Annotated in this window: 24 protein-coding genes; 4 read left to right on the top strand and 20 right to left on the bottom strand. The window is 71.3% G+C overall.

The window, feature by feature from the left end:
• Positions 1 to 339 precede the first annotated feature (339 nt).
• Positions 340 to 1,323 carry a LacI family DNA-binding transcriptional regulator gene (locus ACLQ2S_RS12990; RefSeq protein WP_425701749.1) on the bottom strand — a complete coding sequence of 328 codons (984 nt, stop codon included), beginning with the start codon at positions 1,321 to 1,323 and terminating at the stop codon, positions 340 to 342.
• Between the two features lie 204 nt (positions 1,324 to 1,527).
• Here ACLQ2S_RS12990 and ACLQ2S_RS12985 point away from each other — a divergent pair, with 204 nt between their 5' ends.
• From ACLQ2S_RS12985 to ACLQ2S_RS12970, 4 genes are read left to right on the top strand one after another with little or no spacing between them, the layout of a single operon-like run.
• Complete coding sequence (locus ACLQ2S_RS12985; protein ID WP_425701748.1) at positions 1,528 to 2,796, top strand: ABC transporter substrate-binding protein; 1,269 nt, start codon at positions 1,528 to 1,530, stop codon at positions 2,794 to 2,796.
• The gene (locus ACLQ2S_RS12980) at positions 2,793 to 3,791 is read left to right on the top strand and encodes a carbohydrate ABC transporter permease (RefSeq protein WP_309223550.1); all 999 of its coding nucleotides are present in this window, start codon (positions 2,793 to 2,795) and stop codon (positions 3,789 to 3,791) included. Before ACLQ2S_RS12985 ends, ACLQ2S_RS12980 begins: the two co-directional genes overlap by 4 nt.
• A complete protein-coding gene (locus tag ACLQ2S_RS12975; protein ID WP_155220171.1) occupies positions 3,788 to 4,654 on the top strand; it encodes a carbohydrate ABC transporter permease in 867 nt (288 codons plus the stop codon). Before ACLQ2S_RS12980 ends, ACLQ2S_RS12975 begins: the two co-directional genes overlap by 4 nt.
• A 36-nt stretch (positions 4,655 to 4,690) precedes the next feature.
• On the top strand, positions 4,691 to 7,027 hold the full coding sequence (locus tag ACLQ2S_RS12970) for a glycoside hydrolase family 3 N-terminal domain-containing protein (RefSeq protein WP_155220173.1): 2,337 nt from the start codon (positions 4,691 to 4,693) through the stop codon (positions 7,025 to 7,027).
• Between the two features lie 106 nt (positions 7,028 to 7,133).
• On the opposite strand, the gene yidC is transcribed toward ACLQ2S_RS12970, so the two are convergent.
• The 19 genes from yidC to ACLQ2S_RS12875 form a co-directional block, all read right to left on the bottom strand.
• Positions 7,134 to 8,087 carry a membrane protein insertase YidC gene (yidC, locus tag ACLQ2S_RS12965; protein ID WP_425701783.1) on the bottom strand — a complete coding sequence of 318 codons (954 nt, stop codon included), beginning with the start codon at positions 8,085 to 8,087 and terminating at the stop codon, positions 7,134 to 7,136.
• 253 nt (positions 8,088 to 8,340) lie between these two features.
• A complete protein-coding gene (locus tag ACLQ2S_RS12960) occupies positions 8,341 to 8,625 on the bottom strand; it encodes a DUF6412 domain-containing protein (protein WP_309223552.1) in 285 nt (94 codons plus the stop codon).
• Between the two features lie 138 nt (positions 8,626 to 8,763).
• On the bottom strand, positions 8,764 to 9,192 hold the full coding sequence (locus tag ACLQ2S_RS12955) for a hypothetical protein (RefSeq protein ID WP_425701747.1): 429 nt from the start codon (positions 9,190 to 9,192) through the stop codon (positions 8,764 to 8,766).
• 151 nt (positions 9,193 to 9,343) lie between these two features.
• On the bottom strand, positions 9,344 to 10,114 hold the full coding sequence (locus ACLQ2S_RS12950; protein ID WP_155220176.1) for a hypothetical protein: 771 nt from the start codon (positions 10,112 to 10,114) through the stop codon (positions 9,344 to 9,346).
• A 3-nt stretch (positions 10,115 to 10,117) separates the two neighbouring features.
• On the bottom strand, positions 10,118 to 10,573 hold the full coding sequence (locus ACLQ2S_RS12945) for a hypothetical protein (protein WP_155220178.1): 456 nt from the start codon (positions 10,571 to 10,573) through the stop codon (positions 10,118 to 10,120).
• A gap of 61 nt (positions 10,574 to 10,634) precedes the next feature.
• A complete protein-coding gene (locus ACLQ2S_RS12940) occupies positions 10,635 to 11,558 on the bottom strand; it encodes a hypothetical protein (protein ID WP_425701746.1) in 924 nt (307 codons plus the stop codon).
• A complete protein-coding gene (locus ACLQ2S_RS12935; RefSeq protein ID WP_155220182.1) occupies positions 11,555 to 12,160 on the bottom strand; it encodes a phage tail protein in 606 nt (201 codons plus the stop codon). The genes ACLQ2S_RS12940 and ACLQ2S_RS12935 overlap by 4 nt, the downstream gene beginning before the upstream one ends.
• Positions 12,141 to 14,738, bottom strand: a complete 2,598-nt coding sequence (locus ACLQ2S_RS12930) for a putative baseplate assembly protein (RefSeq protein ID WP_425701745.1) — start codon at positions 14,736 to 14,738, stop codon at positions 12,141 to 12,143. The genes ACLQ2S_RS12935 and ACLQ2S_RS12930 overlap by 20 nt, the downstream gene beginning before the upstream one ends.
• Positions 14,735 to 15,211, bottom strand: coding sequence for a GPW/gp25 family protein (locus ACLQ2S_RS12925; protein WP_309223553.1), 477 nt, complete (start codon positions 15,209 to 15,211; stop codon positions 14,735 to 14,737). Before ACLQ2S_RS12925 ends, ACLQ2S_RS12930 begins: the two co-directional genes overlap by 4 nt.
• Positions 15,208 to 15,546, bottom strand: a complete 339-nt coding sequence (locus ACLQ2S_RS12920; RefSeq protein WP_155220187.1) for a hypothetical protein — start codon at positions 15,544 to 15,546, stop codon at positions 15,208 to 15,210. Before ACLQ2S_RS12920 ends, ACLQ2S_RS12925 begins: the two co-directional genes overlap by 4 nt.
• Positions 15,546 to 17,141, bottom strand: a complete 1,596-nt coding sequence (locus tag ACLQ2S_RS12915) for a phage baseplate assembly protein V (protein WP_309223554.1) — start codon at positions 17,139 to 17,141, stop codon at positions 15,546 to 15,548. Before ACLQ2S_RS12915 ends, ACLQ2S_RS12920 begins: the two co-directional genes overlap by 1 nt.
• Positions 17,138 to 17,899, bottom strand: coding sequence for a hypothetical protein (locus tag ACLQ2S_RS12910; protein WP_425701744.1), 762 nt, complete (start codon positions 17,897 to 17,899; stop codon positions 17,138 to 17,140). Before ACLQ2S_RS12910 ends, ACLQ2S_RS12915 begins: the two co-directional genes overlap by 4 nt.
• Positions 17,899 to 18,342 carry a hypothetical protein gene (locus tag ACLQ2S_RS12905; RefSeq protein WP_425701743.1) on the bottom strand — a complete coding sequence of 148 codons (444 nt, stop codon included), beginning with the start codon at positions 18,340 to 18,342 and terminating at the stop codon, positions 17,899 to 17,901. The genes ACLQ2S_RS12910 and ACLQ2S_RS12905 overlap by 1 nt, the downstream gene beginning before the upstream one ends.
• Positions 18,343 to 19,390: 1,048 nt before the next feature.
• A complete protein-coding gene (locus tag ACLQ2S_RS12900) occupies positions 19,391 to 19,870 on the bottom strand; it encodes a phage tail protein (protein ID WP_155220193.1) in 480 nt (159 codons plus the stop codon).
• A gap of 1 nt (position 19,871) precedes the next feature.
• Positions 19,872 to 21,101 carry a phage tail sheath family protein gene (locus ACLQ2S_RS12895; RefSeq protein ID WP_155220195.1) on the bottom strand — a complete coding sequence of 410 codons (1,230 nt, stop codon included), beginning with the start codon at positions 21,099 to 21,101 and terminating at the stop codon, positions 19,872 to 19,874.
• Positions 21,102 to 21,123: 22 nt separating this feature from the next.
• Entirely contained in the window at positions 21,124 to 21,813 is a 690-nt protein-coding gene (locus ACLQ2S_RS12890) for a carboxypeptidase-like regulatory domain-containing protein (RefSeq protein WP_155220197.1), read from the bottom strand.
• Positions 21,810 to 22,418: a glycine zipper family protein gene (locus ACLQ2S_RS12885; protein WP_155220199.1), complete on the bottom strand. Its 609-nt coding sequence runs from the start codon at positions 22,416 to 22,418 to the stop codon at positions 21,810 to 21,812. The genes ACLQ2S_RS12890 and ACLQ2S_RS12885 overlap by 4 nt, the downstream gene beginning before the upstream one ends.
• A gap of 12 nt (positions 22,419 to 22,430) precedes the next feature.
• Positions 22,431 to 22,766, bottom strand: coding sequence for a hypothetical protein (locus ACLQ2S_RS12880; RefSeq protein WP_155220201.1), 336 nt, complete (start codon positions 22,764 to 22,766; stop codon positions 22,431 to 22,433).
• An 82-nt stretch (positions 22,767 to 22,848) separates the two neighbouring features.
• Positions 22,849 to 23,655 carry an LppM family (lipo)protein gene (locus ACLQ2S_RS12875; RefSeq protein WP_425701742.1) on the bottom strand — a complete coding sequence of 269 codons (807 nt, stop codon included), beginning with the start codon at positions 23,653 to 23,655 and terminating at the stop codon, positions 22,849 to 22,851.
• Positions 23,656 to 23,676: the final 21 nt, after the last annotated feature.

The raw sequence follows: 23,676 nt of genomic DNA, 5'->3' as shown, positions 1-23,676 counted from the left end.
TTTTGGTCGGTGTGTGGGGGGTTGGTTTTTTTTTTATTTTCTTCGGCCCGGGGGGGTGGGGGGGGCGGCGGGGGGCCCCCCCGGCCCGGGGGGCGACCGCGCTACCCGTCAACAGACCGGTCAACGCCGCCCCCATGCACCCGACCACACCGCGCGGCGGAGTCGTGTGGCTGCGGTGCTCATGACAGGTCTCTCCCCTCGACGGAACCTCGGTCGACCCCGCCCCTCACGAGGCGGTGCCGACCCGGTTACGCCTACAGAGCGGGGTAGGCGCCAGAAAATACCGTCGACGGGGGAGTGCGCTTTCAGATGGCGCAAGAATCGGCAAATGGTGACCGATCAACCGCGCGGTGTGCAGCAGGACGAGCGGATCACCAGTTCGGTGGGCAGCCGGATGTGGGTGTCCCGCTCGACGCCGGCGATCAGGTCGACGAGCAGGCGCAACGCCTCCGCACCCATCCGTTGCAGCGGCTGCATTATCGTCGTCAGCGGTGGGTTGACCAGAGCCGACTCCGGGATGTTGTCGAAGCCGATCACGGACAGGTCGTCGGGGACCGACAGACCCATGCTCCGGGCGACATCGATCGTGGAGGCGGCCGACAGGTCGTTTCCGGCGAAGACCGCGGTCGGGCGGTCGGGCAGCGACAGTAGTTCGGCGGCGGTGCCGGCGGCGCTCTCCATCCGGAACCCACCGACCCGGACCAGGCTCTCGTCCACCGCCACCCCCGCGTCGGCCATGGCCTGCCGGAAGCCGGCCTCGCGCAGCCGGGACGATTCGAGGTCGGCGCGTCCACTGATGTGCCCGATGCGTCGGTGGCCGAGCGACAACAGATAGTTGGTCGCCATCACGGCACCGGCGAAGTTGTCGGAGTCGACCGTCGGCAGCCCGGACGGGCCGGTGTGCGGGTCGACGGCCACCACATGGAAACCCTGCTTGGTCTCCACCACCGTCGGCGTGACGATCACAGCCCCGTCGATGAGCGTGCCCGACAGCCGGGCCAGCGATCGGCGTTCCCAACCGACGGAGGTGCCGGCGCCGTCGCCGCCGGAGTACGCCAGCAGTTGGTAGCCGGTGCCGGCGACCTCCACCGAGGCGCCCTTGAGCAACTCGGTGGAGAAGGGCTCGAACTCGGCGACCAGGATGCCCAACACGTTGGTGCGATGGCTGCGCAGGCTCTGCGCTCCCAGGCTGGCTTCGTAGCCGAGTTGCCGGATGACCTGCTGGACCCGTTCCACGGTCGCCTGTGCCACTCCGTAACGGCCATTTACAACCTTGGACACGGTCGCCACGGAGACGCCGGCCGTGCGGGCTACGTCCGACATCTTGACACGCTGGGGAAACGCCACGTCGATGATGATAGAGGGCCGTCTGGCCAGGATCCCAGGCGAGTCGAAAACGTTATCGACACCGATTGACACAGGGTTACCTGACTGTAAAACTCGCCGTCAGGCCGAGCACCCGACTGATTGGTCGAGGAGACATCGATGGCTATAAAGCGCCGTGCGACCACCTTTCTAGCACTGTCCATGACAACCGCACTACTCGTCGCCGGCTGTGGCGGCGGCGGTGACAGCGAGGAACCCGCCGAGAGCGAGCTGTTCAAGAACCCGGTGACCCTGACCTGGTGGCACAACGCCTCCCAGGACGGTCCTGGTAAGACCTACTGGGAGAAGGTTGCCAAGGACTTCTCCGCCAAGCACCCGACGGTCACGATCGAGATCGAGGGCATCGAGACCAACCAGCTCCAGCGCACCCGGCTCCCTGCCGCGCTGCTGAGCAACGACCCGCCGGACATCTTCCAGGCCTGGGGCGGCGGCGAGATCCGCGAGCAGGTCGAGGCCGACTACCTCAAGGACATCACCGATCAGGTCAAGGACGAGGTTGCCAACATCGGCAGCGCGGCCGAGATCTGGGCGGTCAACGGCAAGCAGTACGGTCTGCCGTACCGGATGGGTATCGAAGGCATCTGGTACAACAAGGAGCTCTTCGAGAAGGCCGGCATCGCCTCGCCGCCGACCACCTTCGACGAGCTGAACGACGCGGTCACCAAGCTCAAGGCGATCAACGTCATCCCGATCGCCGTCGGTGCCGGTGACAAGTGGCCCGCCGCGCACTGGTGGTACAACTTCGCGCTGCGCGCCTGCTCGGTCGACACGCTGCGGAAGGCGTCGCTGGAGAACGTCTTCGACGACCAGTGCTTCGTCAAGGCCGGTCAGGACCTGAAGGCGTTCATCGACACCGAGCCGTTCCAGCCGAACTTCATCGCCACCCCGGGTCAGAACGACCCGACCAGCGCCAACGGTCTGCTGGCCAACGGCAAGGCCGCCATGGAGCTGATGGGTGACTGGAACAAGGGCACCCTGGACACCGTGACCGAGGACCAGGAGGCGCTGAACAAGTTCATCGGCTGGTTCCCGGTTCCGGCGATCTCCGGTTCCGCCGGTGACCCGAAGGCGGCCCTCGGCGGTGGCGACGGGTTCGCCTGCGCCAAGAACGCTCCGGCCGAGTGCGTCGAGTTCCTCAAGTACATCGTGAGCCCCGAGGTGCAGAAGGGCTACGCCGAGACCGGCACCGGCCTGCCGGTCGCCAAGGGCGCCGAGGACGGTGTCAAGGACCCCGCCCTCAAGTCCATCCTGGAGGCCACCACCAGCGCCACGTACGTGCAGCTCTGGCTGGACACCGCCTTCGGTAGCACCGTCGGTAACGCGATGAACGACGCGATCGTCGCCATCTTCGCGGGCAACGGCACCCCTGAGCAGGTTGTCGAGGCCATGAAGGCGGCCGCGCGCAAGTGACGTCGACCAACCCGACCCTGGACCTCGCCGGCGGCGCTTCCGCGCCGCCGGCGGGCCCTCGGCCTGCCCGGCGCTCGTCGGCTCGGGCCGCCGAGACCCGACGCAAGTGGTACGAGATCATCGGACTCACGACACCGGCCGTGATCGTCTACGTGATGTTCGTGCTGGTCCCGATGGGCTTCGCCTTCTACTACAGCCTGTTCCGGTGGCGCGGCGTCGGACCGCCCACCGACTTCGTGGGCTTCGACAACTACGTCCTGGCGTTCCAGGATCCGATCTTCCTCGACGCGCTACGCAACAACGCGATCATCGTCTTCGGGTCACTGCTGATCCAGGGGCCGATCGCCTTGGGCGTGGCCCTGCTGCTCAACCGCAACTTCCGCGGCCGGACGGTGTTCCGCCTGCTGGCGTTCGTGCCGTACGTGCTCGCCGAGGTCACCGTCGGCATCATGTGGAAGCTGCTGCTGTCCGACGCCGGCACGGTCAACGCCATGCTGGAGTCGCTCGGGCTCGGCAGCCTGGTGCAGGCGTGGCTCGCCGACCTCGACCTCGTCATCTGGACGCTGTTGGCCGTCCTGACCTGGAAGTATGTCGGTTTCGCCATCATCCTCCTGCTCGCCGGCCTGTCGAACGTGCCGCAGGAGCTGAACGAGGCCGCCGCCATCGACGGCGCGAGCTGGTGGCAGACCCAGCGTCACGTGACGCTGCCGCTGCTGGGACCCACCATCCGGATCTGGATGTTCCTGTCCATGATCGGCTCATTGCAGGTCTTCGACGTCATCTGGGTGACCTCCGTACCTGCGGTGCGGTCGCTGGGTGCGTCGGCCACCATGGCGACGTACATGGTGGACAACGGGTTCTTCGCTCGCCTGTGGGGCTACGGCAACGCGGTGGCGGTCATCCTGTTCGCCATCTCGTTCGTCGCGGCGGTGCTGTTCCAGCGCTTCCTCCTGCGTCGTGACATCGAGGGCGCCATCACCAGAAGGGCAAACTGATCGTGGCCGCGAACGCCGTCCTGCCTCGAACCACCAAGCGCCGCCCGGTGTCGTGGGGAAACCCGCTCACCTACGCGCTGGCGCTCGCGGTCGCAGCCGTGTCGATCACTCCGGTGATCTACGTGATCATCGGCGGTTTCCGCACCACGCCGCAGATCGTCGCGAACCCGGCCGGGCTGCCCGACCCGTGGGTCTGGGACAACTACGCCCGGGTGCTGAGCCAGAGCAACTTCTGGCGGCAGGTGTTCAACAGCGCCGTGGTGTCGCTGGGCACCACGATCGGCGTCGTGGTGCTGGGCGTCTGCGCCGCGTTCGTGCTGGCCCGTTACACCTTCCGGGGTCGTGAGGTGCTCTACACCTTCTTCACCCTCGGTCTGCTGTTCCCGGCCGGCGCGGCGATCCTGCCGCTCTACCTGATGCTGCGCGACCTGAACCTGATCAACTCCTACTACGCGGTGATCCTGCCGCAGGTCGCCTTCGCACTGCCGTTGACGATCGTGATCCTGCGGCCGTTCCTCACCGCCATTCCCCGCGAGTTGGAGGACGCGGCCGCCATCGACGGCACCGGCCGGCTCGGCTTCCTCTGGCGCATCATGCTGCCCTTGTCGCGGCCGGCGCTGGTCACCGTCGGTATTCTCGCCTTCGTCACGAGCTGGAACGCGTTCCTGCTGCCCCTGCTGGTGCTCGGTGACGCGAGCCTGCACACCCTGCCGCTGGGCGTGCAGAACTTCTCCAGCCAGTACACCTCCGACACGGCGGGAATCCTCGCCTTCACCTCGCTGGCGATGTTGCCGGCACTCATTTTCTTCACGTTCGCCGAGAAGCAGATCGTCGGCGGCCTCCAAGGCGCGGTCAAGGGCTGAGCGGCAGCGGCACGAACACAAGAGGGGTAACACAGCATGACTGAGGTCCGCGAGGTCGTGGGCGGGCCGGCACCGGTGCCGGCCCAGACAGGATCGGGCCCTGGCCGGCCCGACCGGTACGGGTCCGATGGCGAGGCGCGCGTACGTGAACTGCTCGGTCGGATGACGATCGAGGAGAAGGTCGCGCAACTCGTCGGCTTCTGGGAGAAGGCGGAAGGCGAGGCCGTCGCACCGCTGCAGGGCGAGTTCGGCGACATCGGCAGGCTCGAGGACTTCTCCCGACACGGGCTCGGTCACCTCACCCGCGCCTACGGCACCCGTCCCGTCGAGGCCGTATCGCGGGCGTCATGGCTGTGGAAGTTCCAGTCTGACCTGGTGACCGGGACCAGGCTCGGCATCCCGGCGATCGTGCACGAGGAGTGCCTGACCGGGCTCTCGGCGTGGAAGGCGGCGACCTTCCCCACCCCGCTGGCGTGGGGAGCCGCCTTCGACCCGGACCTGGTCACCGAGATGGCCGCGGCGATCGGGGCGTCCATGCGGGCGCTCGGCGTCCACCAGGGACTGTCCCCGGTGCTGGACGTGATCCGTGACCCCCGGTGGGGGCGGGTCGACGAGTGCATCGCCGAGGACCCCTATCTGGTCGGCACCCTCGGCACGTCGTACGTGCGCGGCCTCCAGTCACAGGGCGTGCACGCCACGCTCAAGCACTTCGTCGGATACTCCGCCTCACGCGCCGGACGCAACTTCGCCCCGGTGCACGCCGGCCCGCGCGAGCTGGCCGACGTGCTGCTCGTGCCGTTCGAGATGGCGATCCTCGACGGCGACGCGCGTTCCGTGATGCACTCCTACGCCGAGATCGACGGCGTGCCCGTGGCCGCCGATCCGACGATGCTGACCGGCCTGCTGCGGGACAAGTGGGGCTTCGACGGCACGGTGGTGGCGGACTACTACGGGGTGGCGTTCCTCAACCTGCTGCACCAGGTCGCCGGTGACCACGCGGACGCGGCCGTGCAGGCGCTCACCGCCGGTGTCGACATCGAGCTGCCGACCGGTGACGCGTACCTGACCCTGGCCGAATCGGTGCGCGCCGGTCGGATCGACGAGTCGGTGATCGACCAGGCGGTGCTGCGGGTGCTGCGGCAGAAGCTGGAACTCGGGCTGCTGGACGCCACCTTCACCGACGAGCCGGTCCAGTCGGTCGACCTCGACTCGCCCGAGCACCGGGCGATCGCCCGCCGACTCGCGGAGAAGTCGATAGTCCTGGTCGCCAACCAGGACGCGTTGCCGCTGCCGGCGGGTCGCCGCATCGCGGTGATCGGGCCGAACGCCGACCGGCAGAGTGCTCTCTTCGGCTGCTACTCCTTCCTCAACCACGTGCTCGTGCAGCACCCCGACGTGGAGACCGGCCTCGAGGTGGCGACCGTCCTCGACGCGCTGCGTGCCGAGGTCGGCGCTGACCTGGTCACCTCGGCCAAGGGGTGCGAGGTGGACGACGACGACCGGTCCGGCTTCGACGAGGCGGTGGCTGTGGCCGCCGCCGCCGATGTCGCCGTGCTGGTCGTCGGCGACCACGCGGGACTCTTCGGGCGCGGCACCGTCGGCGAGGGCTGCGACCGCGACGACCTGGAGCTGCCGGGTGTGCAGCGGGAACTGGTCGAGGCGGTGCTGGCCACCGGCAAGCCGGTCATCCTGGTGCTGCTCACCGGCCGGCCGTACGCGATCGACTGGGCGCTGGAGCGGTGCGCAGCGGTGGTGCAGACGTTCTTCCCGGGCGAGGAGGGCGCCGGTGCGATCGCCGGAGTGCTCACCGGGCGGGTCAACCCGTCGGGTCGGCTGCCGGTCAGCCTGCCCCGGTCGGCGGGCGCGCAGCCGTACTCGTACCTGCACCCCACGCTCGGCGACGGCAACGAGGTGACCAACCTGCTGGCGACGCCGGTCGCGCCCTTCGGCCATGGGCTGTCCTACACGACGTTCGAGTACGCGGATCTGTCGGTGCCGGCGACCGTGCCGACCGACGGGGCGTTGACGGTGAGCGTACGCGTCACCAACACCGGCGCGGTGGCCGGCGACGACGTGGTCCAGCTCTACGGCCGGGACGTGGTGGCGTCGGTGACCCGACCGGTGGCGCAGCTGCTCGGCTACCAGCGGGTCCACCTGACGCCGGGCCAGTCGGTCACGGTCACCTTGACGGTGCCCACCACCCGGCTCGCCTTCTCCGACCGGTCGCTCAACCGGGTGGTGGAGCCCGGTGACGTCGACCTCTGGGTCGGCACGAGCGCACGTCGGGACGTGGCGGCGTCGACCACGCTGGTCGGCGAGGTCGCACCGGTCACCAACGCCTCGGCCCGTTGGACGACCGCCGAGATCAGCTGATCCCTGCCGGCCTCCACCGTCGAGGTGCCGGCCGGCCCAGCGACCCAGGGCAGTTCCCGGTCACCGGGAACTGCCCTGGTGCAGCTGCGATCGTGGTGAGCGCGACTCAGCCGGCACGCCCGCGACGGCGGTGCCGGTTCGGTTTCGCCCCGACCTTCGGCGCGGCCCGCCGACCAGCTTCGTCCGGTACCCGGGCGGCGGCGACCTGCGTGCCCCCGGGTGCACCGTCACCGGTCGCGCCGCTGGGCGTACCGGAATCTGTCGCGCCGCCGGTCGGCGGCGGATACCTGCGCAGCATCCAGGTCTGCTGACCGAGCGAGAAGAGGTTGGTGGTCACCCAGTAGATGATCACGCCGATCGGGAAGATCAGCCCGGAGACGAGCAGCGAGGCGGGGATGCCGTAGAGCATCAGCCGCTGCACCAACCGCTGCTGCGGATCCTGGGCCCAGCCGCTGCGCAGGATCAGTTGACGGCTGGACAGGTAGGTCGTGACGATCATCGCCGCGATCAGCACGGCGGCGACGATCCGGACCGTGGCGGTGTCACCTCCGAGCAGAGCCACCTGGGCCCCGGTGGAGCGGAAGGTACCCGCGATCGGGGCCCCGAACAGGGTGGCCGACGAGGCGCTGTCGAACTGGGCGACCGACCAGCCGTACAGCGTCTTCAGGTGTTCCGGCATGGTCGGTTTGAGATGACGCAACACGTGGAGCAGACCGAGGAACACCGGGATCTGCACCAGCATCGGTAGGCACCCCATCAGCGGGTTGGCCTTCTCCACCCGGTACAGGTCGACGATCTCCTTCTGGAGGGTCTCCCGGTCGCCACGGTGCCTGGCCCGCAGTTCGGCGATCCTGGGCTGCAACGCCTGCATCGCCCGCTGCGACCGGATCTGCTTGACGAAGACCGGGAACAGGATGATCCGGACGGTGAGCACCAGGAAGACGATGCCCAGCACCCAGGACCAGGTGGTGCCCAGCGCGGAGGCGTCGCCGAGCAGCCGCTGCCAGACGCCGTGCCAGAACAACAGGGTCGCGGAGATCGCGTGGTAGATCACCGCCATCAACGAGCCGACCAGGCCGGTCACCGGTCGGCTCCGGTGACGAGCGGACATCCGACGGCAGGCCGACCGTCGAACACAGAATTGGACATGAGTACACCCCTCGACATGCGACTACGACTGACGTGAGCGAAAACGGTCACCAGCGGTCGCCGAGGAGCGGCAGAGATGGAGGTGTCCGGCCGGGACGGTGACGACGGGCGCAGCGGGGCCCGTCAGCCGCGTTGCCGGGTCTCTCCGAGTGACGTGTGAAGGCTCAGGCGACCGCGCGGGTCGCCGTGGTGGGCGCTCTGGGGCGGGCCCGGCCGGCAGCGTCCGGATCGCGGTGTCGGGGCACGCCCGTACGGCCGGAGCGTTCGCGTAGCGTCCGGCGGGTGATGCGGAGGGCGGGCCCGGCCGTCGCCCCGGGGAGCAGGGCCGTGGTGGCGAGCAGGGCGGCCAGCAGCACACCGGTCACCGCCGCCGTGCCGGAGAGCGCATCGCCGGCACCGACGTCGGCCAACACGCCGACCAGGTACCAGAGCACGCCGAGCCCGATCACGAGGGCAACTGTACCCTGCCCACCCCAACGGCGGCCTCCGCCGAGTGAGCCGGTGCAGTTCCCGGGTTACCGGGAACTGCACCGCGCCGTACCTTGCGCTGCCGCGGATACGTCGGTCCAGCCGTGGCGCAGGATCAGTCAGATGGTGCCCAGGTGGCGGCAGACGGCGCGGGTCTCACCACCGACCGTGCGCTGCCCCAGCCATTTGATGGCGAAGTACGCGGGAGCCTGGGTGTAGGCGCCGAAGCCCTCGGGCGGTTGCGGAAGGCCCGCCGCGGCGGTAACCCACGCGACCACGTCTCTGGTCTTGGGGCCGTACTTGCCGTCCTGGACCAGGTTGCCCCCGTGACACCGGTTGAGACTGCCCTGAAGTACGAAGACCGCCGACTGCACTCCGCCGCCGTTGTAGCCGTCGTTCAACTTCAGTACGCAGTTGAAGGCACCCGAGTTGCGACCGATGGATGGAATCTCGAACCGGTAACCGTCTGCGGCGAATTTCGTGGTCCACGAGTTGCAGGTGGCGGCCGCCGATGCTGTCGACGCCGGCGCGACGAGCGCCGTCGTCATCACCGTCACACCGACCGCTGTAGCCAAGATGCGTCTGAGCCAGTTTCGCATGATCACAAAGAACGACGGATGAGACAGGCCACAGTTATATCGACATTTCCCTATGGGTTCCGTCAGTCGTCCGACAATCGTCAAGCTTTCGGACGTCGACTCAGCCGTGCGGGTCCGGTTCGGCGCGGAGCGCGGCGGTGGCCCGCACCGCCTTGACGATCGCCGGAATCGCACCGATCAGCAGGACCAGCGCCCAGACGATCGCGACGATCGCGAAGACGAGGGCACCCACGGCATCGAGGATGCTCACCAGGATCACCGGCACCAGGTGGTGCAGGAACTCCAGCAGCACCGGGCAGCACAGGCTGGTCAGGATCAGCAGGACCAGGCCCTTGTTCTGGAGGAACTTCGGCTGAGCCATGATTAGCAGCCCGGCCCAGGCGAGCTTGAGCAGCAGCACCAGGCCGAGTAGTACGGCGGCGTCGCCGACCGGGAAGAAGCCCCACAGTGCCAGGTAGGCCAGTGTGCCGAACGGCGGGGCGAGGAACAACGACACCATGATCATCAGCTCGACGAAGGTGAGGACCAGCGCCAGCAGGGCAACGATGATCAGGATGATGGAGAAGACCAGGGTGGCGACGCCCTGGATCCGGCCGTGCAACCGGTCCGGCAGCACCAGGCCCAGACAGAACAGCCCGGTCGTCCAGAGCGCCACCGCGTCGACCAACGCCAGATAGCCGGTACCCCGGCCGGAGGGTTCGCTGACCTGCCCCACCTCGCCGACGTCGACACCGAGGTCGACGGCGCTGCCGACCAGTGCCGCGCTGGCGTCACCGCCGCCGAGCAGCAGCCCGGCACCCACCTCCACGCCGACCGCCAGCACCAACGCCAGCATCGCCAGCAGCAGCAACGGCTTGCGCAGCGCACCCATGGCTCAGTCCCGCGCGATCGTGACGAGGCACTCGACCGGACAACTCACCAGCACCGTGGTGGCCCGGTCGACGGCGACCCGGGCCACGGCTCCGCTGCCGTCGGCGGCCGGGTCCACCTCGTCGGTGACGGTGACGTCGGCGTCACCCGGAGCCGTGGCCCGCACCCGGAACGCCTGCGGGCTGCGCAGCACCAGCACGCGCAACCCGCCCGGGTCGGCGATGCGCAACTCGCAGCGCCCGTCGACCAGCAGCCGCCCGACGTCCTCGGCGCAGTCCGCGTCCACGTCGGCGGGATCGACGACGCGGTGCCCGCCACCGGCCCGCCCCAGCAGGTCGACCAGCGGATGCCGGGCCGCCGGGTCGCCATGGTCGTCGCGACCCGCGCCCACCGCCACCGCGAACAACACCACCAGCAGTACGCCCAGCGCCGCCAGCAGCGCCTTCTGTTGCCCGCTCATGCCGTCCTCCATCCACCGATCCGTCGGCCCACCACGGATCGCCGACCGGCACCACGGTCGGTCATCGTTGGTCGTCCGGCGTGACCTCGGTGAACCGGAGCATGTCGATGCCGGCGAAGTAGCGGTTCGTGCTCTGCGTCTTGCCGACCGCGACCAGGGTGATCTCGTGAGGTCCGGCACCGAGGCGCACCCGGCCCACGTCGACCCAGTCGGTGACCCGCACCTTCGGCGTGAACCCGATGAACGGGTCGCCTATCTGCCGGCCGTCGATCAGGAAGACCGTGTTGGCGTAGTCGAACGACGTGGTCAGCACGGCGGAGAACTGCCAGGTCGCCTCGGCGGGCAGCTCCACCGCCACGGTCACCCGGTCGTTGACCGCCTGACCGAGGAAGAACAGCTGGGCGTTCTGCGACCAGGTCACCTCGCAGCAGTTCTGCTGCACCGTCACGGTCGCGCCGGAACCGGAGGGCGACTCGACCCGGGCGCCGGTCACCAGCGTCTCCGCCTCGACGGTCACCACCCGTGCCGGTGGTGGCGGCTCGTCGTCGCGGGCCACCAGGAACACCACCACCGCCGAGACCACCAGCACCAGGGCCGCCGCCGCGGCGATCCAGGGCCAGGGCGTACGCCTCGGCGGTGCCACCGCGCGTACCTCGTAGGTGACCCGGCCGCTGGACCTGGAACTCTCCTCCGGCGCCGTGTTCGCCGAGTACGCGAACCCGGTCATGTCGTAGCGCCGCGGTGGCGTGCCCGGCGGCACCGCCAGCCGGACCAGGAACGACACCGAGCCCTGGGCGGGCACCACCCGCTGTGGCTCGGTGACGGTGAACCACGACCGTTGCGTGCCCTCGCCCGGCGCCACGTCGAACACCACGGTGTCCGGTGCGACGCCGGGGTTGGAGACGGTGAAGGTCAGCTCGCCGGTGTTGCGGACGTCCAGGGTGAACTGCTCGGCGGCGGCGACGACGGTCCATTCGGTGGTCATGGCGGCTCCTCGACGGCGGTAACGGGGGAGGCGGGAGCAGACGGGACGACGGTGGGCGGCGGCACGCTGGCCCTCCCGACCGCCCGCTCGGCCGGGACATCCTCGACCGTGATCTCGGCGGTGACCGCGGCCGGCTTCTCCGCCGCCACGATGCGGTCGACCAGGGCCAGCTGGTCGGCGGCGGCCGTGGGCACCCGCACGACCAGGTGGAAAGGCCGGTCGGTCGGCTCGTCGAGCACGAACCCGGTGACCCCGGTGGCCAGTTCGAGGGCCGTCCGCAGCCCGTCCGGCGTGCCCCGCCAGGCGGCGAGCGCGGCCCCGTGCGCCACCAGGTCGCGCAGCCGGTGCAACGACAGCGGCAGGGGGGCGTCCCGCCGGGGCGCGGTGACCAGGTGGTCCATCGCCACCCACCGGGCCAGGTAGGCCGTCATCGGTGCCGGTGCCCGGTACGGCGCGAAGAGCGCGTCGACCTCGGCCAGCACCGCCTCGTCCGGGGCGTGTAACGCCTCCATCACGTCCAGCAGCGCCCACAGCACGCTGCCCGGCCCGGCCGCCCGCTGGTAGGCCGCGGGCAGCAGCCGCTCAATGGCCGCTCGTCGCATCCTGCCGCACCACCTCGATGTCGTGTTCGCCGGAGCAGAGCAGCCAGGTGTCCGGGACGGTCACCACGTCGGCCGTGGACTGGTTGGCACTGGCCGACCACTGCACCGCCTGCTCGCTGCGGTGCACGCCGCGTTCCCCGCCGGCCAGCACCAGGCGGTCCGCCGCACCGGTGGCGGCGACCGCGTCCACCGGCATGAACCGGGTCCGGTCCCGAAGCGGCAACCCACAGTTGACCGACGCCGACGTCCACTGCGGCTGCGCGGGAAGCGTGTCCAGCCGGAGGACCCCGCCACTCTGGGTCGCGGCCAGCGCGAGCGAACCGCTGAAGGCGAGATCCCGGCAGGTGCCGCCGAGCCATCCCGCCGACAGCGCCTGCCACTTCACGTCGGATTCGAAGAGGCGGGCGCGGAAACATCCCTGGCCGGGCTTGTTCGGATCCGGCTCACCGGCACCGCTCCACAACAGGGTGGCCGGTCCGTCGTACTGCACCGCGAGCACCCGGTTGTCGACGTTGGCCAGACCCACGTGGTGGAAGCTGCCGGGACGACCGGCGTTGTGGGACAGGTACACACCGAACCCGGCCTGGGCGGCCACCGCCACCCCGGCCGCCCCGCGCTCGGAGACGAACGCCCGTACCGCGTAGAAACCGCGGTCCGCGTCGGCCGGGTCGACCAGGATCTGCAACGGCACCGCACCCGGCAGCAGGGACACCTCGTACAGACCGGTGTCGGTGGCGACCAGCAGCGCTCCCGCGCCGTCCCGGTCGATCCAGGCCAGGTCACCGATCCGCGAGTCCAGGTCGGCCAGCAGCGACCACGTCTCACCCAGGTCGGTGCTCAGGTGCACCCGTGAGCCGCCGCCGGTACGCACCGTCGCCACCGCCACCGAACCGGGTCGGGGCGCGATCCCCGGCCGCACCGGCGCGGGCGCCGGCACCACCCGCTGGACGGTCTCCCCGTCGAAGCGTCCCGCCGGTTCCCAACCGGCACCGGCGTTGGTGGAGCGGAACAACACCGCCCCGCTGCCGGCGTACCAGGTGCGTGGCTGGTACTGGTCGACGGCGAGGGTACGCACCTGCTTGTCCGGCGCCTCGTCGACCTCGAACCGCACCGACTCGACGTAGCGCACCCCCGGCTCGGCCTGCTCCAGCAGGCGGTACACGTTGGATGCCCGCAGCGGCTCGCCGAACGCCCAACCGGCCGGGTTGAGCGCGGTCGGCAGCGGGCTGAGCGTCTGGTGCAGGCGGTCGTGGATGCGGCGGCGGACCGCGTCCACATCCTCCTCCCGGCGGACCACCACCCGGGCCCGGATCGACACCGCCTTGTACCGCGCCCAACCGGCCCGGCAGGTCGTCCCCAGCGAACGGCGACGTTCCAGGTCCGCCTCGACCCGTAGCCGGATCTCCTCCACCTCGTGTTCGCGGAGCACCGTCACCGGCAGCCGACCCCCGGGCCGCGCGTCGGTCGGCACGTGCGGCACCAGTACCACCTCCACCTCGCCGGGGCGGGCGAAGCTGTAGACGGCGGCCCGGGTGAAGGCGCGGGCCCGGCTGACCCCGCCGGAGGCGGTGGCCAACACCTCGAAGTCCCGGGCGGTCACCGCCCGCTGCTGGGCGAAGAAGGCGTACGGGCCGCGCAGCAGCACCGACTCCATGTCCTCCATCTCCCGCCCACCGGCGGCCGGCAGCGGGTTGACCACCTTCACCCCGGGCAGCGGGTCACGCAGGTTGGTCAGGGTGCCGGCGGCCACGTTGCCGGCCGGTCCGCCGCCCGCGCGATACCACAACCGAACCTGTCGCCCGGCCGGTGGCACCGCCGCGACCGCGCCGTCGCCGGAGGTCGACGTGCGGCCGTCGGCCTGGCGAAGGTCCAGCGCCGGGGCGAAGGTCACCGTGCCCGAGCACCGGTCCACCAGGTACGCCTTGTCCTGCGGGCCGAGACCGGCGAAGCTGTCCACCGCCCGCCAGATCTCGAAGGTGCGTCCGTCGTGTTCCCGGGCCGCGGCGCCCAGTTCCACCGAGCCGGCCGGCACCTCGACGCCGAGCAGCAGGTCCAGTGGTTCGGCGGTACGCGCCAGCGGCGCGCGTTCGGCGCGGAACACCTGCCCGGGCTGCCCGGTCCCCACCCCCAGCAGCTCCGCCTCCACCGGCTCGCAGTGGTGCATCCGGACGGTCACCTCACGCTGCCCGGCGGCGAGCAGCGCCGGCTCGCAGGTGACGAAGACCACCGGCCGTGGATCGGCCCCCCGGGCGGCGGCCACCCGGGTCCCGGCGGGGATCCGCAGCGGAGCGTCGTCGGTCCCGGTGCGGACGAACCGGACGTCCGCCCAGGCCGCCGCCGGTGGGTGCCGGGTGACGCCGAGCAGGTTGAGGAAGGCGACGTACGCCTTCTCCGGCAACTGGTTCAGCCGGTAGATCATCACCTCGGTCAGATGCGCGAACGCCTCCACCAGCGCGATTCCGGGGTCGTGTGCGGACAGGTCCGTCCACTCCGGGCAGGACTGCCGGATCCGGTCTCGCGCCTCGGTGACCAGGTCGAGGAAGGTCCGATCGTCCAGGTGCGGCACGGGCAGCGTCATCGTGCCTCCTCGGTGTCGTCGGTGTCGTCGGTGGGACCGGTCACCGGCCCGACGGGCGCGTCGTCGTCGGCGGGCAGCAGGTCGACCGAGAAGACCAGCTGGCCGGGGGTGAGACTGGCCCGGATCCGGTAGTCCAGCCGGATCACCAGACGCCACGGGTCGTCCGGATCCGGCCCGGCGTCGACGTCGAGCACGTCGATCCGAGGTTCCCAGCGGGCGATGGCGGCGCGGACATAGTGGATGGCCAATCCGGCGGTGGTGTCGTCGTTCGGCGCGAAGACCAGCCGGTGCAGGCGTGAGCCGTACCCGGGGCGCATCAGCCGTTCGCCCGGCGTGGTCGACAGCAGCAGGAACAACGCCTGGCGTACCGTCTCGTCGCCGTCGGTCATGGCCAGGCCGCCGGCGGCGGTCAACCCGAGCCCGCCGCTCTGCCCCGGGTCGAAGCCGGCACCGACGAACCGGATGGCCCTCACCGGTCGGCCCCCACGAACCGCTGCCGGGGATCGCGTACCCGGTAGGTGAACTGACCCGGCGGGCTGCCGTTGGTGAAGCCGGACAGGTGTGACAGCACGACCGGTCGGCCGCCGACGCGTACCCAGTCGCTGTAACCGGCCCGCACCGCCTCGGTGCCGGTGCACGGCTTGACCGTGGCGCCGTAGTTCGGACAGGCCACGATCTCCCGGCCCTTCGGGTCGTCGGCCACCAGCACCGGTACCCCGCTGACCGTCACCCACTTCTGGGACGCCCGGTTGCGGACCCGGCCGTCGTGGCTGCACCTGATCACCGAGTCGCGGTGGATCCAACGCATCAGCGGCCTCCCTCGTGGTGGGCGCGGGCGAGCACACGGGCCCGCTCGGCGGCGGTTTCCGGGTCCTCGACGGTCTCGGCGTGCAGGAAGTCGACGCTGCGGGCGCGGACGACCATCGCCCGGCCCGGCGCGGACAGCACCAGATCGGTGGCGGCGTGCAGGGTGGCCAACTCCGGGGTCAGTTCCAACCAGCTGCCGCCGTCGGTGCTCAGCCGCAGGCTGCGCGCCACGTCGTCGACCACCAGCTGCTGACCCCCGGCGGTACGCAGCGACCACCGGCGGGCTCGCCCGTCGTCGATCCCGGTGTCGTACGGCTCGACGGTGCCGAACAGCGAGCCGAGCACCACCGCGGACGCCGGCTCGCCACCGGGCAGCACCACCAGCACGGTGTCCTGCGGGTCGGGCAACGCGACCAGCCCTTTGCCCCGGCCGGCACCCGGGCACAGCACCGCCAACCAGCCGGCGTCGGCGTCGCCGTACGCGGGCAGCTCCACCCGCACCCGGCCCAGACCGTCCGGGTCGGACACGTCGGTGACCACACCGAGCGTGACCACCGCCGGGGCCGGTGACGCGGTGCGTGGCATCGGCGGCGGCATGGTGGAGAAGCGGCTCAGGTGACCGTTCGCGTCGACCGTGTGGATCACCTCGGTCAGCACGTACGTCCCGGCGACCGGTTCGGCCACGCCGGTCAGCTGGATCCGCCGGCCGGGTCGCAGCGCCGGATTGCCCTCGGCCGTTCCGTCGGCGGTGACCAGGGCGGCGGCCCGGGTGTCGAGCCGGGCCTGGGCCAGCGCGGCCAGTTCGTCGTCGCTGCGTCCCGGCTGGTCCAGGGCGGTACGAGGGCCGTCCGCGCCGACGTCGGCCGGGTCGGGTGCGGCCGGGGTGCGGCGTCCGCAGCGGGGACTGCCGACGCTCTGGGCGATCGGCTCGGCCCGCTGCGGGTGCCAGCCCAGCGCGGCGCTCTCCCCGGCGGCGCTGTCGGCGTTGACCGACAACCGGAGGCCGTGCACGTCACGACCCAACTCCAGGGCGATCACCTCGCCGTGTCCGTCCAGGGTGACCAGCCGCAGCAGGTCACCGTCGAGGCTGAGGTGCAGCCCGGCCCGCCCGGCCACCTCGACCAGCAGGTCCAGGTCGCTGGGCCGGTGGTGCGGCAGCCGGTCCAACTGCGGACCGTCGGCCTCCGCCTCGACCCGCAGCCCGAGGTCGGCGCAGAGTTCGGCGGCCAGGTCGGCGGCGGTCACCGACTCGAAGACCTGGATCCGCTGCCGCTTGCGCAGCCGGTGCAGCAGGTCGTACCCGCGCACCCGCAGCGTGGCCGTACCGTCGGCGGCGTACTCGACCTCGACGGCGGTCACCTCTCCGCCGAACAGCGCCTCCGCGTGCCCGGCGAGGCGGACGTCGAGGCTCGCGCCGACGTTCACCGGACCGGTCAACGCGGCGGTGCCGGGGTTGGTGCGCAGCGCCACCTCGCACTGGGTGGGCCGGTCCAGGCGGGCGGCCACCCGCACCGAGGTGACCCGTCCGGCCACCGCGTCGGGCAGGGACCTGCCGTCTATCAGCACGGTCAGCGCCCGGGGCGCGACGGCGGTCACGACCCGGTCCCGGGCGAGGTGGCGGGCGCGGGCGCCGTCGCGGCGGTGCCGGGCAGCGGCGGTACGGCCAGCACGGTGCCAGCGGGCACGGCCAGTGGGTCGGTGATCCGGTTGTGCTCGGCCAGCAGCCGCCACCGCAGGGGGGAACCCAAGGCGTCGTGGGCGAGCAGGTCGAAGCGTACGCCCGTGGTGTCGGCGGTGGCGGTGCCGTCGCCGGCCGCCACCACGGCCGTGCCCGGCGCGACGGTGGGGGTCTGCGCGGCGGCCAGTTCCTCGGCGAAGCCCTCCTCGGCGCGGCGGGCGTCCTCGGCCACCCGGACCAGCTTGAGCCGCAGCCAGGACCGGCGCGGCGAGCCGGTGGCGGTGAACGCGTCGAAGCGTTCCGCCACGGCGACGATGACGCCGGGCACGTTCCACGTCTTGCCCCAGACCATCCGTACCAGCGGTGGCCGTAGCCAGCCGTGTTCCACCGCCGAGTTCTCCGCCAACATCCACAGTGGTCGGGTCAGCGCCCGGACGTCGGTGGGTCGAACCTGCCCCTCGGCGAAGTCGATGTCGAAGAGGAGGTCCAGCACGAGTTCGGTGCGTCCGCCGCCGGTGAACAGCAGCGGGTCGTCGGCCAACCCGGTGCCGGTGAGCTGGCCGTCCGGGCCGCCTCGCCGGCGCACCCCGGCGAGGCGGGTCACCTGCACGGTCTCCGGGTTGAGCAGGCAGTCGATCCGTTCTCCGGTGTCGATGAGGAAGGCCACCCGTTGCATCAGCCACCTGCCTGTTCACCGTCGAGCCACCGCGCCCGCTGTTCGTGGGCTTCGGACGGCTCGGGCGCCGACCACAGTGCCCGGTCGTCGGGAAGGGCCGGCCACGGATCCGGGCCGGTACGCCCACCGCGTGACGGCGGTGGTGACTCCAGTTCCGGCCAGCGGGGACGCACGCCCACCGGCCAACACCCTTCGCCGGTGGGAAGCCCACCGGCGGGCCAACGTCCATCACCCGTGCCATGCCGGGTGGCCAGCCGCCGCCCGCCGCCCGGCCCAGCCACCCCGCCGTCCTCGCTGTTCCCGCCGTTTCCGCCGTCCCCGTCGGACATGCGGGTGCCGGGGACCAGCCGGCGTTCGGCCCGCAATCGGAGCAGCCGCCCGGCGGAGGCGTCGGTCACGCCCGTCTGCGGGTCCGGCTTGTCGGCGTGCCGGGGCCGCGCCAACGCCGCCTCGGTTCGGGCCGGAGCCGCGTCGCCTCGTCGTGCCGCGATGCGGAACCGTGCTCTGCTCGTGTCGGGCTCCAGCTCCGCCGACCGCCCTCGGGACGCGGCCGAGCCTGGCCCCGGTGCCGACGCGCCGACCCCGTCGTGGCCATCCGCATCGGTCGTCGCCGGGCCTGCCCGCCGCTGGAGAACGTCGTCCAGCCCACCCCGTCCGCCCGGCCCGCTCCACCCGGCCACACCACCCGGCCCGCTTGCGCCCGCTGACCCGGGTAGCCCGCCTGCCTCCGCTGGCCCGCCCGGGCCGCGCAGCCAGGCAGATCCGCGTAGCCCGTCTGGTTCGCGTAGCCCGGTGGGTCTGGCTGGTCCGGTGGGTCTGGCTGGTGCGGTGGGTCCGGCTGGTGCGGCCGGTTCCGGGCCGGGGCGGGACATGCTCCTGTGGTCCCTTTGCTCTGCTTCAACCGGCGCACTGGCCGCTATCCGGATACCGGGCGTCGGGGGTTGCGTGGGGTGAAGCAGAGCAAAGGACGCGGGGGAGTGGTCGGTCGGAGGTGGCGTGGGCGGGCGGTGGTCCGTCGGCCGTGGGTCGGCGGCGTCGTTCGGCGCGGGCGCGGACGTCGCGCCGGGTGGCTGAGCGGATCGACCTGGCCAGGCGGACGCGCTCGGCCGGGCGGGGTGACCTCCCGGGTCGGGCGGCGGGACGTACCCGTGTGTGGGGCTGACGGGGTCGGTGGCCGGCTGGTCGTCGTGGTCTGGTTCGGAGGGCTCCGGCCCCTCGAACCACGCGTGGGCGGGCCCGGAGGCCGGCGGTGGGTCCAGGGTCAGGTCCCGCAGCAGGCCGGGGGCACGGGCGGTGACGATCCGTAGCCAGTGCTCGGGTGGCTGCCCGGGCCGCCGGAGGTCGGCCTCGGGCTCGTCGTCGTCGGTACGGCCGACAGGCCCGGGCATCCTGCCCGACGTCACCGGTGGCGACTCTCGGGGGGAGGAGTCCACCGCACCGGCGAGCCGGTCCACGGCGGCCGCCGCGGACCGGAGGCGATCGGCCAGCCAGTCACGCGGGCGTCGGCGCGGCACCACCGGCCTCCAGTTCCAGGCTCTCGTAGCGCAGCGTCAGCGACGCGATGGCGATCTCCTGGCCGAGGGTGTTCAGGTGCGCCCCGCGCCAGTTGCTCGGCCAGGCGTTGATCAGGTTCCAGCGCAGCACCTCCGCCGTGCCGGCGGCGTCGAGCAGCACCACGGAGACGTTGCGGCGGTCGACCGTGCCCCGAGCGACCGCGTGCACCCAGTCCCACAGCTCCCGTGAGGCGGTGAGACCGAAGTGCAGGGTGACCGGGCCGTACTCCACCTGACCCGGGACCATCCGGACCCGGTCGTTGCCCTGCTCCCGGTACGGCACCGCGGGGATGTTCACCTCCAGGCCGCTGATCTCGGTGAAGTGGCCGTTGGTGACCCCGTTGACCAGCAGCTTGAAGTTGTAGGCCCGATACGGGTCGACCGGCGTACCCGGCTGCGGAGTGGCCGTGGTCGGCATGTCAGCCTCCAATCGTCTCGGTCTCGGTGCCGCCGGCCCACTGGCTCAGCTTGAACACCACGAACTCCGCGGGCTTGACCACGGCGATGCCGATGTGCGCGACCACCATTCCGGCGTCGCGGACGTCGGCCGGATTGGTCTCCTCGTCGCACTTGACGAAGAACGCCTCCTCGGGAGTCCGGCCCAGCAGCGCCCCGTCGCGCCACACGCGCGTGAGGAACGCCCCGATGTCCCGACGGATGGAGCGCCACAGCGTGTAGTCGTTCGGCTCGAACACCATCCAGCGGGTGCCGTTGGCGATGGCCTGTTCGATGGCGATGGACAGCCGCCGGACATTGAGGTAGCGCCACTCGCTGGCCTCGGCGGCGAGGGTCCGGGCCCCCCAGACCCGGATGCCCTCGCCCGGGAAGTACCGGATGACGTTGACGCCGCGCGGGTTGAGCACGTCGTGCTCGGCCCGGGTGACCAGGTGGCCCAGGTCGACCGCACCCCGGACCGGCTCGTTGGCGGGCGCCTTGTGCACCCCTCGCAGGGCGTCGGTGCGCGCCCAGATGCCCGCGATGTGCCCGCTCGGCGGGGTGAGCACCAACTCGCCGCTGAGCGGGTCACGCACGCGCAACCACGGGTAGTAGAGGGTGCCGAAGTCCGACTGCCGGGGGCGGTGCGCCGTCGGCCCGCCGGCTGCGGACCCGGTGGCGGTGTCCGACTCGGTGTCACTCGGCTTCGCCGGGCGGGTCGACGCGGGGGTGGCGACCCGGGTGAGGGTCGAGATGTCGTCGATGTCGGGCGCCGGATCGCAGATGGCGACCATGGTGCGGGTGCGTTCGGCGAGGCTCAGCAGCGCCTCGTGGGAGACCGGGTCGTGGAAGCCGGGGGCGGCCACGATGGAGATCTCGTCGATCGCCTCCAGCAGGTCCAGGCCCGCGCGTTTGCGCCCGGTGCCGGAGATGGCGTTGCCGTCGCCGACGTTGACCACCCAGCAGCGGGTGCCGCCGTTGTCGAAGAAACCGAACACGGCCCGCGCCAGCGGTGTGCTCTCCACCTGGTCACCGTCGGCGTACAGCCGGAGGAAGTCGGTCCAGTTGTTGACCGCGAGGGCCTCGCCGACGTGGGCGTTGCGGTTGGGTCCGCGACCGACGAGGGCCGCCGTGCTGGTCCCGGCCGGCCCGATCGGCCGGGCGCCCCGGGGCACCTCCTCGACGTAGATGCCGGGCGAGAAGTAGGTGGGCATCGGTCCTCCCGTGCTGGTCGGATCAGTGGGTCGGCGGCGCGCAGACGATGACGATGTCGGGTTCGGTGGGGTCGACCTCGGTGGTGAGGACCTGCCCACGGCCGGTGAGTCGGAGCCGGACCGGTGTCGGATGGTCCGGGTCGTGCGGCACGCCGACGATCCGGAAGCGGCCCGCCGGGTCGGTCTGCGTCGCGTACGGCTGACCGACGACCTCCACCCGCATCGCCGCGAGGGGCTGCTCGGCCGGGCCGACGACGCGACCGTCGACGGTCAGCATCTCCAGTTGGCGCAGCCGCAGCGGGCGCAGCACCGGTGCGGCCGGTCGGGCCGGGTGGGTGACCTGGACCGGCACGTCGATCAGCAACGCGGGCCGGGGAACTGCCCCGAAGGCCGCCCACAGGGCCGGGTCACCGGCCTCCAGCACCAGCGTTCGTCCGGCCGCGCCGGTGGCCGCGACGAGCACCCGGTCCAGCGCGGCCAGGGCCTCCGGGCCACCGGCGGCCAGCAGGTAACGCACCGTGAGTCGGTAGGGTTCCGGCCCGCTGCTGCCCCGGGTCTGCCGGGCCGGTCGTAGCTCCAGCGGCCACAGGGCCAACCGGCTCGGGTCGGCGTCGGGCCGGGGCGGGCCGACCGGGACGGGGTCACCCACCGCCCCGGCCAGCCACGCCGCCAGCTCGGCGGTGGCGGCGCGGATCGGACCGTCGTCGCTCATCGCGGCGGCGTCCCCTGGATCCGGTACGCGATGGCCTCGTTCCACACGTGCGGATAGACGCCGATCTCGAAGTACCGGGTGAAGCGGTTGATCGGCGCACCCGCGTGGTCGTGGTACAGCAACCAGATCGGGGCGATGGTGAACAGGACGTAGTTGGCCGCGACCAGCGGGATGTACAGCGGGCCGAGCAGCCGGGCCTGGAGGATGTGCACGTCCTCGTGTCGCTGGATGCCGGGACCGGAGCCGGCGCAGACCGTGCCGAGCGTCGTGGCGTACCGGGGAGAGACCCCCTCGACCACGTTCACCCGGCAGCTGTGCCGGGAGGTCGACCGGTCCAGTGAGTGGCCGAACACCAGGTGTACGGCCAGGTAGCTCGCGCCGACGAGGGTGTTCAGCAGGCTCCAGGTGTGGTCGACGACGAAGAGGAACACACCACGCGGGCCGGCGGCGTAGACCTCGGCCGCGGCGACGGCCCAGCCGAAGACCCCGCCGACGAGCAGGCCGACGCTCGCGCCGACGAGCAGGCCGACGCCGCCGCCGAGGAGCTGACCGAGCACGGCGCCCGCGGCGACGTGGACGGCGGCGCTGAGGATCCCGAAGACCATGTCCGGCTCCTCTCACGCCCAGGAGCGGATGAACCGGGGCTGGTTGCCCTGTGCCAGCTGAACCGGCGTGGCCTGCCGGTTGCCGGGCGGCAGCTGGTTGACGCCCAACGCCGCGGAGAAGATGACCAGCCCGTTGAAGAACGCGATGAACCACTTCTCGGCGCCCGCCTCGGTGGCGAAGGCGGCGGTGAGGTACGACAACGCGAGCGCGATGCCCAGTGCGATCCACTTGCGGGCCTTGTCGGCCTTCGGGCCGATGAGTCCGCCGATGACGTTGGTGGTGAGCAGCGTCGCCGCGCTGGCTCCGGTGAGGCTGCCCAGGGCCGCCCAGCTGAAGAGATCGTTCATCGCCGATCTCCCTTCGGTGTTGCGTACTGCGGGGTGGGGGTGGTGCGGTGCCGCCCGTGGTGCACCGACGGCAGGCCGGCGGTCAGCCGACGCCCGGCGGGCCGGGATTCGTGGCGGCCGGTGTCACCGGTGTGGATCCGCCGGCCGGCGGTGTCGCGCTCTCGGACGGTGCACCGCCGGTCCGGGAGCGACGCAGCAGGACGGCCACCAGCGCCGCGACGAGCAGCAGAGCCACCACGCCGACGACGATCAGCAGCCACGGGAGACCGTTGTCGGGATCGGCTCCGGCCGCCGGGGACGGTCGGGGCGGAGCCTCGGCGACAGCGCGCAGTTCGGTCGGTTTCTGTTCGTTGGGCTTGACCCGCCAGCTGACCGTCCGGTCGACGACCTGAGCGCCGCTACTGGCGTCCAGGACTCGGCCGGGGAACGTCACGGAGATCTCGAACGACATGAGCAACATGAATCGTTCTTGATTCTTCGGGTCCTGCTCGGCCACTTTTCCGCCGTACTTCTTCGGGTCCAGCGGAAGGGTGAACACGTATCGGTCGCCGGTGCGGACGATGCTCAGGCTTTCGCTGTCGAATTGGTGCAGCGGCACGTTCCGATAGTTGATCAGAGAACCGAAGTGGGTGGCGTCCTCGTATCGGGTCTCGGGCCCGGCGGGGAGCGCCGGTATGTTTTGCCGGAGTTCGGCGAAGCCCGTCTCGACCGGCTTGTTGTTCACGGTGAGGACGTTCCGCTCGGCGGTGAGCAGAAGTTGACCGCTCACCGTGTCGTCGGCGTTGACGGTCAACCCGGCATTGAGTTGCATGCAGCCGGAAAGGGCCGCCACCAGCACGAGACACGCCGCCGCGTGAAGTGTCCTGATGCCCCTGAGCCCCGAATTCATGGGCTCAGTGTGTGCTCTTAA

The organism is Micromonospora sp. DT48, from assembly GCF_049844495.1.
Lineage (GTDB): Bacteria > Actinomycetota > Actinomycetes > Mycobacteriales > Micromonosporaceae > Micromonospora.
The sequence above is the reverse complement of the archived record's forward strand: the minus strand, read 5'-3'. Positions and strand labels throughout refer to the sequence as shown.

Coding starts and splice junctions, on each gene's coding strand:
- ACLQ2S_RS12875 (WP_425701742.1), bottom strand. CDS start 23,655: ATGAATTCGGGGCTCAGGGGCATCAGGACACTTCACGCGGCGGCGTGT.
- ACLQ2S_RS12945 (WP_155220178.1), bottom strand. CDS start 10,573: ATGAGCGGGCAACAGAAGGCGCTGCTGGCGGCGCTGGGCGTACTGCTG.
- ACLQ2S_RS12885 (WP_155220199.1), bottom strand. CDS start 22,418: ATGGTCTTCGGGATCCTCAGCGCCGCCGTCCACGTCGCCGCGGGCGCC.
- ACLQ2S_RS12955 (WP_425701747.1), bottom strand. CDS start 9,192: ATGACGACGGCGCTCGTCGCGCCGGCGTCGACAGCATCGGCGGCCGCC.
- ACLQ2S_RS12910 (WP_425701744.1), bottom strand. CDS start 17,899: ATGCAACGGGTGGCCTTCCTCATCGACACCGGAGAACGGATCGACTGC.
- ACLQ2S_RS12930 (WP_425701745.1), bottom strand. CDS start 14,738: ATGACGCTGCCCGTGCCGCACCTGGACGATCGGACCTTCCTCGACCTG.
- ACLQ2S_RS12920 (WP_155220187.1), bottom strand. CDS start 15,546: ATGCGTTGGATCCACCGCGACTCGGTGATCAGGTGCAGCCACGACGGC.
- ACLQ2S_RS12900 (WP_155220193.1), bottom strand. CDS start 19,870: ATGCCGACCACGGCCACTCCGCAGCCGGGTACGCCGGTCGACCCGTAT.
- ACLQ2S_RS12880 (WP_155220201.1), bottom strand. CDS start 22,766: ATGAACGATCTCTTCAGCTGGGCGGCCCTGGGCAGCCTCACCGGAGCC.
- ACLQ2S_RS12990 (WP_425701749.1), bottom strand. CDS start 1,323: ATGTCGGACGTAGCCCGCACGGCCGGCGTCTCCGTGGCGACCGTGTCC.
- ACLQ2S_RS12890 (WP_155220197.1), bottom strand. CDS start 21,813: ATGAGCGACGACGGTCCGATCCGCGCCGCCACCGCCGAGCTGGCGGCG.
- yidC (WP_425701783.1), bottom strand. CDS start 8,087: ATGGCGGTGATCTACCACGCGATCTCCGCGACCCTGTTGTTCTGGCAC.
- ACLQ2S_RS12950 (WP_155220176.1), bottom strand. CDS start 10,114: ATGGGTGCGCTGCGCAAGCCGTTGCTGCTGCTGGCGATGCTGGCGTTG.
- ACLQ2S_RS12970 (WP_155220173.1), top strand. CDS start 4,691: ATGACTGAGGTCCGCGAGGTCGTGGGCGGGCCGGCACCGGTGCCGGCC.
- ACLQ2S_RS12895 (WP_155220195.1), bottom strand. CDS start 21,101: ATGCCCACCTACTTCTCGCCCGGCATCTACGTCGAGGAGGTGCCCCGG.
- ACLQ2S_RS12940 (WP_425701746.1), bottom strand. CDS start 11,558: ATGACCACCGAATGGACCGTCGTCGCCGCCGCCGAGCAGTTCACCCTG.
- ACLQ2S_RS12985 (WP_425701748.1), top strand. CDS start 1,528: ATGACAACCGCACTACTCGTCGCCGGCTGTGGCGGCGGCGGTGACAGC.
- ACLQ2S_RS12935 (WP_155220182.1), bottom strand. CDS start 12,160: ATGCGACGAGCGGCCATTGAGCGGCTGCTGCCCGCGGCCTACCAGCGG.